Origin of the sequence: Kitasatospora sp. GP82 (assembly GCF_029892105.1) — a bacterium.
Taxonomy (GTDB): Bacteria; Actinomycetota; Actinomycetes; order Streptomycetales; family Streptomycetaceae; genus Kitasatospora.
Window position 1 is genome coordinate 25189 of sequence record NZ_JARZAJ010000004.1, and the last position, 12271, is coordinate 37459.

General features: G+C 70.7%; 9 protein-coding genes. 2 read left to right on the top strand and 7 right to left on the bottom strand.

The genetic code is table 11. From position 1 onward, the window contains the following. Window positions 1-19: 19 nt before the first annotated feature. Both P3T39_RS05050 and P3T39_RS05055 read right to left on the bottom strand, forming a co-directional pair. Window positions 20-631 (bottom strand): acyltransferase, encoded by a 612-nt coding sequence (locus P3T39_RS05050; RefSeq protein WP_280696119.1) that lies wholly within the window; start codon window positions 629-631, stop codon window positions 20-22. A gap of 70 nt (window positions 632-701) precedes the next feature. Continuing rightward, window positions 702-1763, bottom strand: a complete 1062-nt coding sequence (locus P3T39_RS05055; protein ID WP_280696120.1) for a glycosyltransferase family 2 protein — start codon at window positions 1761-1763, stop codon at window positions 702-704. 186 nt (window positions 1764-1949) lie between these two features. On the opposite strand from P3T39_RS05055, the gene P3T39_RS05060 reads away from it, so the two are divergent. Beyond that, window positions 1950-3512, top strand: a complete 1563-nt coding sequence (locus tag P3T39_RS05060) for an LCP family protein (protein WP_280696121.1) — start codon at window positions 1950-1952, stop codon at window positions 3510-3512. A 132-nt stretch (window positions 3513-3644) separates the two neighbouring features. Here P3T39_RS05060 and P3T39_RS05065 read toward each other — a convergent pair whose 3' ends face one another. From P3T39_RS05065 to ssuE, 3 genes are all read right to left on the bottom strand, one after another. Next, window positions 3645-6209 (bottom strand): FtsX-like permease family protein, encoded by a 2565-nt coding sequence (locus P3T39_RS05065; RefSeq protein WP_280696122.1) that lies wholly within the window; start codon window positions 6207-6209, stop codon window positions 3645-3647. Window positions 6210-6219: 10 nt separating this feature from the next. Beyond that, on the bottom strand, window positions 6220-7008 hold the full coding sequence (locus P3T39_RS05070) for an ABC transporter ATP-binding protein (protein ID WP_280696123.1): 789 nt from the start codon (window positions 7006-7008) through the stop codon (window positions 6220-6222). A gap of 273 nt (window positions 7009-7281) precedes the next feature. Continuing rightward, the gene (gene ssuE, locus P3T39_RS05075; protein WP_280696124.1) at window positions 7282-7860 is read right to left on the bottom strand and encodes an NADPH-dependent FMN reductase; all 579 of its coding nucleotides are present in this window, start codon (window positions 7858-7860) and stop codon (window positions 7282-7284) included. A gap of 490 nt (window positions 7861-8350) precedes the next feature. Between ssuE and P3T39_RS05080 the strand changes: the two genes are divergently transcribed. Further along, window positions 8351-9706, top strand: a complete 1356-nt coding sequence (locus P3T39_RS05080; RefSeq protein WP_280696125.1) for an LCP family protein — start codon at window positions 8351-8353, stop codon at window positions 9704-9706. Between the two features lie 60 nt (window positions 9707-9766). On the opposite strand, the gene P3T39_RS05085 is transcribed toward P3T39_RS05080, so the two are convergent. Together P3T39_RS05085 and P3T39_RS05090 are read right to left on the bottom strand one after the other, a co-directional pair. After that, on the bottom strand, window positions 9767-10930 hold the full coding sequence (locus tag P3T39_RS05085) for an acyl-CoA dehydrogenase family protein (RefSeq protein ID WP_280696126.1): 1164 nt from the start codon (window positions 10928-10930) through the stop codon (window positions 9767-9769). Window positions 10931-11042: 112 nt separating this feature from the next. After that, window positions 11043-12194, bottom strand: coding sequence for an LCP family protein (locus P3T39_RS05090; protein WP_280696127.1), 1152 nt, complete (start codon window positions 12192-12194; stop codon window positions 11043-11045). Window positions 12195-12271 lie beyond the last annotated feature (77 nt).

A 12271-nucleotide genomic window follows, 5' to 3' on the forward strand; every position in this document is an offset into this window, starting at 1 on the left:
TTTCCCGGGGCGCGGGGCCCTACCGGGCCTCGGTCAGTACGCCGTCGGTCTCGATGTACTCCTCGCCGGTGCGCGGGCAGCGCCAGCGCCCGCCACCGGCGTCCGTCAGGGGCTCACCCGCCCGGCCCACCCACTTGATCCGGCGGGCCGGGACACCGGCCACCAGCGCGAAGTCCGGGACGTCCCGGTGCACCACGGCACCGGCCGCGACCAGTGCCCAGCGGCCCACCGTCACCCCGGCGACCAGCACCGCCCGGCCACCGACCGAGCAGCCCCGGCGAAGCGTCACCCCCTGGGCATGCCAGTCGTCACCGCGCTTCAGCCTGCCGTCCGGGTCGACCGAGCGCGGGTACATGTCGTTGGTCAGCACCGCCGCCGGGCCGATGAAGACACCGTCCTCGACGACAGCGGGTTCGTAGACCAGGGCATGGTTCTGCAGCTTGACCCGGTCGCCGATCCGCACGCCGGGGCCGACATAGGCGCCGCGCCCGATGATGCAGTCGGCCCCGATCTCGGCCCCCTCACGCACCTGCGCGAGATGCCAGACCGTACTGCCGGGGCCGATCACGGACCGCTCGTCCACATCGGCGCTCGGCTCGATGCGTACTGATGCCTCATCAGGAATCGCCATGCCGCCGAACTTAGCGGCCCACGGCCCAGGAGGTGGGCGATACCGCCCACTTCACCGGCCGCATCCGGTCTCAGGCGCGCGGGCTGCTCTGACTCGCGTCGGCTGCGGCGCTGTTCATCGGGGTCGGGCGCTTGCTGTCGATGACCCGGCGGGCCAGCGAGCGCGGCGAGGTGAGGAAGCCGAAGCCCCAGCTCATGTGCATGGTGGCGAGGGCGACCGGCAGTTGGAGGCGGGCCCGGGCGGAGAGGCCGCGGCCCTCGACCACGGAGCCGCCGAGGATGCCGAGCAGGTAGCCACCGGGGACGACCAGGAAGGCGGGGTGCACGGCGGCACCGAGCACCAGTCCGGCGACCACGCCGAGCAGGGCGGTCGGCGGTGCCAGGTAGCGCAGGTTGACCGAGCCCCGGTGGTAGCGGGTGACCACTCGGCGCCAACGGCCGTAGTCCTTGTACTGCTTGGCGAGCGCTCGCACGCTGGGCCGGGGCCGGTAGGTCACCCGCAGCTGCGGGGTGAACCAGATCAGCCCGCCGTCCTGGCGGATGCGGTAGTTGAGCTCCCAGTCCTGGGCGCGGATGAACTCCTCGTTGTAGCCGCCCTGCTTCTCCAGCACCTCACGGCGGAAGACACCGAGGTAGACCGTCTCGGCCGGACCGGCCAGACCGCCGGTGTGGAAGGCCGCGTTGCCGACCCCGATCTTGGAGGTCATGGCGGCGGCGACCGCGTTCTCCCACTCGGTCTCGCCCTCGGCGTGCATGATGCCGCCGACGTTGGCGGCGTCCATCTCACCGAGCAGGCGGACGGCCGTGGCGATGTACCCGGGGGTGAGCAGGCCGTGGCCGTCCACGCGCACCACTATCGGGTGGCGGGAGCCCCGGATCGCCGCGTTCAGACCGGCGGGGGTGCGGCCCGTGGGGTTGGGCACGGTACGGACCCGGGGGTCCTCGGCGACCAGCTCGGCGGCGATCTCGTCGGTCCGGTCGGTGGAGGGGCCGAGAGCGATCACCACCTCGAGGTCGCCGGAGTACTCCTGCTCCAGGATGTGCCGGACGGCGGTGCGCAGGTGTCGTTCCTCGTTGAGCACCGGCATGATCACGGAGACCGCCGGCAGCTCCTCAGCAGCCTTGGTGTTCATCGTGGCCCACCGTACCGGCGGCCGACCTGCATTGTCAGGTTCGGGTTGCCCGCAACGATCTTCCGGGCCCGGATGTGCCGACCGGTCCGGCGGTCCGATCCATCGGGGAGGAGCGTTGCGCCGCCCCGCCGTACGTCCCGGCGCGTCCCCGCCCGGCCGTGCGGCGGCGCGCCTACCATCCGGGAGATGGCCTCTTCATCCCGTCGGCATCCCGCCGCTGTATCCACCGGGCCGTTCGCAGAATCCGGTTCCGTCCGTGGTGCGGCCCGGCGCCGGGTGGGGCTCTGGCTGGCCGGTTCGGTCTCGACGGCGGTGCTGGCCACCTCCTGCACGGGCTGGGCGGTGCTCAACGGGGTCGGCGGTTCGATCGACCGGGTGGACGCCTTCGCCGAGGCCGGGGACCGCCCCGACGACGACGGCGGGACCACCTTCCTGGTCGTCGGGACGGACGAGCGCGAGGGCATTCCGGAGACGACCCTCAAGGACGTGCTGCACGCGGGCGGCGAGTCCTGCCACTGCACCGACACGATGATGATCGTCCAACTCGCCAAGGACGGCGGCCGGGCCAGTGTGATCAGCATCCCGCGCGACTCCTATGTGACCATCCCGGCCCACCAGGACCCGGCCACCCGCAAGCAGGTCCCGGCCGGCAAGGGCCGGATCAACGCGGCGTACGGGATGGGCGGTGCACCACTCGCCGTCCGCACCGTGGAACAGAACACCGGCCTGCGGATCGACCACTACCTCCAGGTCGACTTCCTCGGCTTCGTCTCCACCGTGGACGCGCTGGGCGGGGTCGAGGTGTGCACCGCCAAGCCGCTCAAGGACGAGTACGCGGGCCTGGACCTGCGCGCCGGAACGTCCCGTCTGGACGGCGCGGGTGCGCTCAAGTACGTCCGCGCCCGGCATGTGGACGGCAGCTCGGACCTCGGCCGGATGCAGCGTCAGCAGAAGTTCCTGGCCCAGCTGTTGCGCCAGGCCGCCGGCACCGGCACCCTGTTCAATCCGGCGCGCCTGGGCCGGGTCATGGACAGCGTGCTGCGGTCGGTCAAGGTCGACAAGAACCTCTCCCCCGACGACCTGCTCGCCCTGGCGGCCCGGTTGAAGGACCTGTCGGCGGCCAATGCGGACTTCGCCACCATCCCGCTCTCGGTCATCGACCACCAGGTCAGCGGCTGGGGCTCCACGGTGCTCTGGGACCAGCGCGGCGCCAAGGCCCTGTTCACCGCGGTGCGGGAGGGCAGGCCGCTCACCGGCCGACCGGAGGCACCGGCCGCTCCCGCTCCCCCTCCCGGCGCGGCCGCCCCGGGCGTGCCGTCCGCTCCGTCCGCTCCGAGCGTGCCTCCCGGGCAGATCCACGTGCAGGTGCTCAACGGCGCCGGGCTCCTGGGTCTGGGGGCCAGAGTGGACGGCGATCTGCGCAGACTCGGCTTCGCCACCACCGGGACGCCGTCCAATGCGGGCGCCGGTACCGCGACGAGGACGGTGATCAGGTACGACCCTCGCTGGGACGACTCCGTGCGTACCCTCGCTGCCGCCCTGCCCGCCGCAGAGCCGGTCCAGGTGCCGGGGCTGGGCGCGACGATGCAGGTGATCGCGGGCAGCGACTACCTGGGGGTGACCGCGCTGCCGAGCTCCACGTCGGGCCCGGCGCCGGATGCGTCGCCCCCGTCCTTGCGCTCGTCCCTCTCCCCCGGGCCCGCGCCGACCGTCTCGGCTGCCACCGGCAGTGAGATCAGCTGCCCCTGAGGGCAGAGGTCCACCGCGCAGACCAGCGGGTGGCCGGGCGCTTGCGCACCCGGCCACCCGCTCCCCCGATCCGGCTGTCGCCAACCGGCCGCTCCGTGTCGGTCCGTCGCGATCGTCAGTCCGCTGTCATCGTCAGTCCGTCGCGATCGCCGCGAGGACGTTCATCCGCCCGGCCCGGAAGGCCGGGAGCAGCGCCGCCAGCAGACCGATCGCGGCCGAGGCCAGCAGCACACCGACGATCGTCCCGGTGGGGATGCTCAGCGTGCTCAGGCCCTTTCCGGAGAGGACCCGCTGGGCGGTGATCCCCCAGGCGAGGCCGAGGCCCGTGCCGAGGACGGCGCCGAAGATCGCGATCACCACCGACTCCAGCCGGATCATCCGGCGCAGCTGGCGGCGCGACAGACCGATCGCGCGGAGCAGGCCGATCTCGCGGGTGCGCTCGACCACCGAGAGGGCCAGGGTGTTCACCACACCGAGGATCGCGACCACGATGGCCAGCCCGAGCAGGCCGTAGACGAGATACAGCAGGCTGTTGATCTGGTCCTGGATGATCTTCTTGTACCCGGCCTGGTCCTTGACGGTGAGCTGCGGGTACGCCTTGAGCGACTCCTGCAGGGCGTCGAGCGTCCTGGCCTTGTCCACGCCGGACTCGGCCTTGCCGAACAGCACGACGTCCTGCGGGAGTTCGGCGGCCGGGACGGCCTTGGCGACGGTGTCGATGCCGGTGAAGAGGTTACCGTCGAAGAGCGAGTTGCCCTTGGCGGTGATCAGGCCCAGTTCAAGGCTCTGGGTGCGGCCCTGGCCGTAGTCGAAGGTGAGCCTGTCGCCGACCGAGAGGTGGTGCGCCGTGGCGAAGGCCTCGTCCACCGAGACGCCGCCGCCGGTGATCGCGGTGGCCGAACCGGCCTTGACGGGGAGGCGGAAGTCGTCGACGAAGGCCGGTGAGACGGCCGACAGCCCGGTGTCGCTCCTGGTGCCGTCCGGCAGGGTGAGGGTGGCGGCGATCTCCTTCTGCTCGGTGAGGTGGTCGAGGCCCTTGACGGACTTCGCGGCGCTCACCATGGCCGGGGTGAGACCGTTCCGGCCGCCGTCCACGATGTAGTCGGCGCCGACGGACCTGTCTATCTGCTCGTTGGTGGAGCTGACGTACGAGGAGGTGAAGACCGATGCTCCGATGACCAGCGCCAGGCCGATCATCAGCGCGGCGGCGGTGGCACCCGTACGGCGCGGGTTGCGCATAGCGTTCCGCTGGGCGAGGCGGCCGGACGGGCCGAAGAGCGCGGGCAGCACCGCGCCGAGCACCCGGATCAGGCCCGTGGCGAGCAGCGGGCCGATCACCACGAAGCCGATCAGCGTCAGCACCACGCCCAGGCCCAGGAGTGCACCGCCGGTGGCGGGCTTGTCCGCCTGGGCGGCCGTGACGAGCAGGGCGGCGCCACCGGCCGTGAGCACCAGGCCGACGGCGGCGCGGATCCGGTTGGCCTTGCCCTCGGCCGGGGTGCCGTGGTCGCGCAGGGCGGACATCGGGGAGATCCTTCCGGCCCGGCGGGCCGGTATGAAGGCCGCCAGCACGGTGATCACGATGCCGACCGTGTACGAGGCGATCGGGACGGAGGCGCCGATCTCCAGACCGGCGGAGGTCAGGTTCATCCCCACCGCGCTCATCAGCCGGATCAGCAGCATGGCCAGGCCGATGCCGCCGAAGAGGCCGAGCGTCGAGCCGAGTACCGCGAGGATCAGCGCCTCGACCAGCACCGAGCCGTTGACCTGGCCGCGACTGCCGCCGATGGCACGCATCAGGCCGATCTCACGGGTGCGCTGGGCGACCAGCATGGAGAAGGTGTTGATGATCAGGAAGCCGCCGACCAGCAGGGAGATCCCGGCGAAGCCGAGCATGGCGTACTTCATGAAGTCGAGGAAGGAGCCGACGCCCTTGGCGTTCTCCGCCTTCTGCTCGGCCGCGGTCTTCAGGTCGAAGCCGGTGCCGACGGCGGTGGCGGCCTCGGCCTTGAGGGCGTCGTTGCTGCGGCTGCCGTCGCCGAAGACCTCGACCGAGGTGTAGGCGGCGGTGCCGAGCAGTGTCCGCTGAGCGGTCTGGGTGTCCAGGAAGGCGAGCGCCGCACCGGGGTTGGTGGTCTTGAAGGTGGCGATCCCGGAGATTTCGAGGTCGTAGTTGCCGGTGGCGGTGACCAGGCGGAGCTGGCTGCCGAGGCCCAGGCCCGCCTTCTTGACGGTGTCGCTGTCCAGCAGGATCTGGCCGGAGCCCTGGGGGGCGTGGCCAGAGGTGATCTCCAGGGAGTCGCGCGGGGTCTCGACCCAGTTGCCGGTCAGGGTCGGGGCGCCGGTGGTGGGGCCGACCGTCTTGTTGGTGGCCGGGTCGACCAGGACGGCGCTCGACACGAAGATCTCGCCGACCGCGGACTTGACGCCCGGCAGGGCGGAGACCTTCTGCACCGTCCCGACCGGGACCGTCCTGACCTTTGCGCCGACCTGCCGATCGGCGGTCCGGTCGCTGTGCGGGCCGACCGAGACGTCCGACGCCGTGGAGGCGAAGAGCCGGTCGAAGGTGGCGGTGGCCGTGTTGGAGAAGACCAGCGTGCCGGAGACAAAGGCTACCGAGAGCACCACGGCTATCAGCGAGAGCGCCATTCGCCCCTTGTGCGCGAAGAAGCTCCGCAGTGAGGTCTTGAGCAGCATCCCAGGCCCCTCAGCTGGTGCGCTTGCCGTCGAAACGGCGCATGCGCTCAAGGACGGAGTCGGCGGTCGGGGCGTGCATCTCGTCGACGATCACGCCGTCGGCGAGGAAGAGCACGCGGTCCGCGTAGGAGGCGGCGACCGGGTCGTGGGTGACCATGACGATCGTCTGGCCCAGCTCGTCCACCGAGCGGCGCAGGAACGTCAGCACCTCGGCTCCCGAGCGGGAGTCGAGGTTGCCGGTGGGCTCGTCACCGAAGATGATCTCGGGACGGGCGGCCAGGGCTCTGGCCACCGCGACGCGCTGCTGCTGGCCGCCGGAGAGCTGGGTCGGACGGTGCTTCAGCCGGTCCGCCAGGCCGACGGTGGCGACCACCTGGTCCAGCCAGGCCCGGTCGGGCTTACGGCCGGCGATGTCCATCGGGAGGGTGATGTTCTCCAGCGCGTTGAGCGTCGGGAGCAGGTTGAACGCCTGGAAGATGAAGCCGATCTTGTCCCGGCGGAGCCTGGTGAGCTGCCGGTCCTTCAGCCCGGTGATCTCGGTGTCGCCGATCCAGATCCGGCCCGAGGAGACGGTGTCGAGCCCGGCCAGGCAGTGCATCAGAGTCGACTTGCCCGAGCCCGAGGGTCCCATGATGGCGGTGAACCGGCCGCTCTGGATGTCCACGTCGACCGAGTCGAGCGCAGTGACCCTGGTCTCCCCCGCGCCGTACGCCTTGGTCACCTGCCGCGCGGCGGCCGCCGGGGCGGCCTGAGCCCCGGGAAGCGGCGCGTTATGTACGGCTGTCGCTGCCGTCGTCACTGGAGTCTCCTAGATCGTGTCCACCCGTTGACCCCGAGCCTGACGCAGACCACCCGCCCGCCGACATGGTGCGGGCTTCCGTCTTCATCCTCGGGTTGCCCCCACCCCTGCGGTGGAGTTGCCTCCAGGACAACCGGTGCGGCGGGGAGCCAAGAACCACGTTAGGAGCCCGTCGGGAACGGATCGTCATCCGCCGGGAGGAAGCCGGAGGACTCCCGATGTACGGGATTCGGGGCCCCTCCCCCTAGGGGCCCACGCCATCCCCACTCAGGGTCAGCCGGCCAGGACCGGCTCGGGGGCCTTCCCTCCGGCCGGCCGGGAGCGGCGGTCCAGGGCCGCGGCGAAGGCGTCCACCACCGGGGTGAGCAGCACGTCCGTCTCGCGCTCGACGGCGGTGCTGCCGTCCTCCCTGACCCCTATGTGCCGGTCCAGGACGAACCAGCCCTGGGTGATGTGCTCGGCGCCCATCGAGGCGAGCACCGGCCGCAGCGCGTAGTCCACCGCGAGGACGTGCGCGGTGGAGCCGCCGGTCGCCAGCGGCAGCACGGTCTTTCCCGCCAGGGCGTACTGCGGCAGCACGTCCAGCAGGGCCTTGAGCAGACCCGAGTAGGCGGCCTTGTAGACGGGAGTGCCGATCACCACGCCGTCGGCCTGGCCGAACAGGTCCAGGGCCCGGGCGAGTTCGGGGTGCGAGGTGTCCGCGGCGAGCAGCGCCTCCGCAGGGAGGCTGCGGACCTCGAACGGGACGACCCGGTGGCCGTGCGCCGCGAGCCGGGCGTCGACGTGGCGGAGCAGGCGGGTGGTGCGGGAGGTCGGGGAGGGGGATCCGGAGACGGACAGGACGGTGGCCATGGAGTTCACCTCGGGGAAGGGCACGGCAGAACCGTGCGGGGACACCGGCCCGGGCCGTCGGGGGCGACCGGGAATCGTCGGACAGCGGTCGGGCAGCCGGGGGCTGTCGAGAGGCCCGGACGTCAGGCCGGCGAGAAGGCGGAGCGGAAGCGGGAGAGCCGGGAGCCCGGGGTGCGGGCGAGGCGTGGTGAGGGTCGAACGGTGGCGAGCGGTCAGCCACGACACAGCGAACAGGACACACGCAGCAGGTCGACGTGCCGCCGACGCGTGAGGATCCTTCGCTGCTCCATGCGCATCATGCAAACACGCAGTGTTCGAGCTGGTCAAGGACCGTTTCGGCCGGTGAACACGCACAGTCATGCGCGCACGCGCCCGGACCGGCGTGAACATGCGGCGGAACCATCCGGCCCTTGCATCAAAACTGCTACAACGAGGCCTCCGGACACCCCGGCCGCACTGCCGGCCACCCGTTTCGGGCATCCTTCCCCACATGAACACGTGGCAGGAGGACCGCCCGAGCGGCGGCGGCAGCTCGTACGGTCAGGGCAACGGCGGGTACGGGGGCGGCGGCGCGGGCGCCGAGCCCCCGCTGCCGCCCGGGCTCAACCCGCGCGGCCCCGGAGCACCCTCGCCCCGGCGTCCGCAGCCCGCTGCGCCGCAGGGCGGCGGGTACGGCGCACAGCCCGGGTACCCGTCGCGACCGGGCGGCGCTCCTCGGGGCGCGGGTGTGCCGGCGCAGGGGTCCATACCTCCCGGGTCCATACCGCAGCCCGGCTCGATACCCCCCGGCTCGATACCCCCCGGTGCGGTACCGCCGGCCCCTCGGGTGGCGCCCGGGGGTGCGGCGAACTCGCGGTGGCCGCGCAGCCGGAAGATCAAGGTGACCGCGCTCGCCCTGGTCGGTGCACTCCTGGTCACCGGTCTCGGCACCTACTTCTGGGCCGACTCCAAGCTCAACCACGAGAACACCCTGGCCTCCTACCCGGGCCGCCCGCCCGCCGGGAAGGGCACCAACTGGCTGATCGTCGGCTCCGACAGCCGGGACGGGCTGAGCGACGCGCAGAAGGACGCGATGCACACCGGTACCGACACCGGTAAGCGCAGCGACTCGATGATGATCCTGCACATCGGGGACCACGGGAACACCCTGATGAGCGTCCCGCGCGACTCCTGGGTGCCGATCCCGCAGCACCTGAACACCAACGGGAACGGCAAGACCATTCCCGCCACCACCTCGAAGATCAACTCGGCCTTCAACAACGGCGGCGGCCAACTGCTGGTGCAGACCATCGAGACCAACACCGGCATCCACATCGACCACTACGCCGAGATCGGCTTCGCCGGATTCGTCGGCATCGTGGACTCGGTCGGCGGCGTCAACATGTGCATCGACAAGGACATCTCCGACCAGGACTCGGGCCTCAACCTGAAGGCCGGCTGCCAGAGTCTGAACGGCACCCAGTCGCTGGCCTTCGTCCGGCAGCGGCACCAGATGGCCGACCAGGACCTGGGCCGGATGCGCAACCAGCAGAAGTTCCTCTCGGCGCTGGCCAAGCAGGCCGCCTCCCCGGCCACCCTGCTCAACCCCTTCACGCTCTACCCGCTGATCAGCTCGGGCCTCGGCACCCTGATCGTGGACAACGACACCGGTCTGACCGACCTCGGTTCGTTCTTCCTCGCCATGAAGGGCATCTCCGGCGGCAGCGGCAAGACCGTCACCGTTCCGGTCGGCAACGCCAACTACCGTGCCCCGGACGGTGAGTCTGCGCTCAAGTGGGATCCGGTGAAGTCCAAGGAGGTCTTCGACGCCTTCAAGAACGACACCGCGGTACCGGACGTCAAGTAGCACCCACCGGACAGCACGAAGGGCCCCGCCACCCGGCGGGGCCCTTCGACTTGCGGACCGTTACGGCAGGTTGCGCGCCATGACGATGCGCTGCACCTGGTTGGTGCCTTCATAAATCTGGGTGATCTTCGCGTCGCGCATCATGCGCTCGACCGGGTAGTCGCGGGTGTAGCCGTAGCCGCCGAGGAGCTGGACGGCGTCGGTGGTGATCTCCATGGCGACGTCCGAGGCGAAGCACTTGGCCGCGGCGCCGAAGAAGGTCAGGTCGCCGTCCAGGCGCTGGGACTTGGCGGCGGCGGCGTAGGTGAGCTGCCGGGCGGCCTCCAGCTTCATCGCCATGTCGGCCAGCATGAACTGGACGCCCTGGAACTCGGCGATGGCCTTGCCGAACTGCTTGCGCTCCTTGACGTAGCCCTTGGCGTAGTCGAGGGCGCCCTGGGCGATGCCGAGGGCCTGGGCGGCGATGGTGATGCGGGTGTGGTCCAGCGTCTTCATCGCGGTGGCGAAGCCGGTGCCCTCGGCGCCGATGATGCGGTCGGCGGGGATCCGGACGTTGTCCAGGTAGACCTCGCGGGTCGGCGAGCCCTTGATACCCAGCTTCTTCTCCGGGGCGCCGAAGGAGACGCCCTCGTCGCTCTTCTCGACCACGAAGGCCGAGATGCCCTTGGAGCGCTTCTCGGGGTCGGTCACGGCCATGACCGTGTAGAACTCCGAGACGCCCGCGTTGGTGATCCAGCGCTTCACGCCGTTGAGCACCCAGAAGTCACCGTCGCGCTCGGCGCGGGTCTTCATTCCGGCCGCGTCCGAACCGGCGTCCGGCTCGGAGAGGCAGTACGAGAACATGCCCTCGCCGCGGGCCAGCGCGCCCAGGTACTTCTGCTTCAGCTCCTCGGAGCCCGAGAGCTGCACCGGCAGCGAACCCAGCTTGTTGACGGCCGGGATCAGCGAGGAGGACGCGCAGACCCGGGCGACCTCCTCGATCACCAGCACCGTGGCCAGGGCGTCCGCACCCTCGCCGCCGTACTCCTGCGGGACGTGGACGGCGTGCAGGTCGTTGGCCTGCAGCGCGTCCAGCGCCTCCTGCGGGAAACGGCCCTGCTCGTCCACCTCGGCCGCGTACGGGGCGATCTTCGCCTCGGCGAGCGAACGCACCGCCTCGCGGAGCATCTCGTGCTCGTCGCTGAGCCGGAACAGGTCGAAGTCCGCCCCAGAGTTGCCCGCCATCTGCCTCGCCCCTTGACCGTGTTAGTTACTGTTAAGTAGCAGTATTGATCCTAATTCTAGGCTCGGTCCCTGCCTACCCCATACGTGACATCCGCGACACCCGCACAGGCGATCAGCGGACGCTGTCGCCCAGCATGTCGCTGGTGGTCCTGTGCTCGGCGAAGTACTGGTTCATCCGGTCGTTGCGCATGGCCTCCCAGAGCGGGGTCGCCGCCTGCTGGTCCAGCTTCACCGCCGCCTGGCCGTCGATGGTGGCGAAGCCGCCGAAGGGCGCGTTCATGAAGCTCACGTCGCCGACGCGCACACCGCGCAGGCTCCAGGCGAGGTCGTAGAGGTCGCTGTTGCTCAGCTTGTCGTCCACGCTCACCACATCGCCGACCGACTTCAGCAGGCCGCCGAGCTTGGTGGGGCTGGAGAGGGTGCCGGAGCTGAGGGTCTGCTTCATCAGGGCACGCAGGAAGTTCTGCTGGCGCTTGGTGCGGTCCAGGTCCCCGTTGGGCAGGCCGTGGCGCTCGCGGACGTAGCTCAGGGCGGTGGCACCGTCCATGTGCTGCGTTCCCGCGTCCCAGTGCTGGGCGCCGCCGACGGCCTCGATGGTCTTGGGGATGGTGATGTCCACGCCGCCGACCGTGTCGGTCAGCGAGCGGAAGCCGTTCCAGTCGATCACCGCGACATGGTCGATCCTGATGTTGGTGAGGTTCTGCACCGTCTCGACCATCAGCGCCGGGCCGCCCCAGGAGTACGCGGCATTGATCTTCGCCTGGCCGTGGCCGGGGATGTCCACCCAGGTGTCACGGGCGATCGAGACCACCGAGACGCTCTTCCGGTCGGCGGCTATGTGCATCAGCATCATGGTGTCGCTGCGGGCCGCGCCCTCCTTCCAGGCCGGGGCCTTGGCGTCCGACCCCGTGGTCGGCACGTCCGAGCGGGCGTCCAGTCCGACCAGCAGGAAGGTCATACCGCTGTGCGCGACGGGCTGCGGCTGGGCCGAGTCCGGAAGGGTCGGGAAGGCGTTCGGGATGCGCTGCACCGAGGAGGCGTAGTGGTCCGCCGTCCAGTAGAGCGCGCCGACCCCGCCGCCGAGCACCACCAGCAGCGCCACCAGCGACCAGATCAGCACCCGTCGGGTGCGGCGCTTGCGGCCGCCGACCGGCTCGGCCAGCTGGGCTCCGTCGGACACCGGTGCGGGCTGGTCGTCGAACAGGCTCAGGTGGGCGGGTTGGGCCGCGACCGGCTCGTACTGCATGTCGTCCTTCGAATCCATGCCGGGCATTCTGCCGTCAATCACACGGATTTCCGCCATCGGAACGGCGGTTCAGGGCTGTCCGCAACCGGCCGGGG

Excerpts from the sequence above, each read along its gene's own strand:
- P3T39_RS05065 (WP_280696122.1), bottom strand. The coding sequence starts at position 6,209 with ATGCTGCTCAAGACCTCACTGCGGAGCTTCTTCGCGCACAAGGGGCGA.
- ssuE (WP_280696124.1), bottom strand. The coding sequence starts at position 7,860 with ATGGCCACCGTCCTGTCCGTCTCCGGATCCCCCTCCCCGACCTCCCGC.
- P3T39_RS05090 (WP_280696127.1), bottom strand. The coding sequence starts at position 12,194 with ATGGATTCGAAGGACGACATGCAGTACGAGCCGGTCGCGGCCCAACCC.
- P3T39_RS05085 (WP_280696126.1), bottom strand. The coding sequence starts at position 10,930 with ATGGCGGGCAACTCTGGGGCGGACTTCGACCTGTTCCGGCTCAGCGAC.
- P3T39_RS05055 (WP_280696120.1), bottom strand. The coding sequence starts at position 1,763 with ATGAACACCAAGGCTGCTGAGGAGCTGCCGGCGGTCTCCGTGATCATG.
- P3T39_RS05050 (WP_280696119.1), bottom strand. The coding sequence starts at position 631 with ATGGCGATTCCTGATGAGGCATCAGTACGCATCGAGCCGAGCGCCGAT.
- P3T39_RS05080 (WP_280696125.1), top strand. The coding sequence starts at position 8,351 with ATGAACACGTGGCAGGAGGACCGCCCGAGCGGCGGCGGCAGCTCGTAC.
- P3T39_RS05060 (WP_280696121.1), top strand. The coding sequence starts at position 1,950 with ATGGCCTCTTCATCCCGTCGGCATCCCGCCGCTGTATCCACCGGGCCG.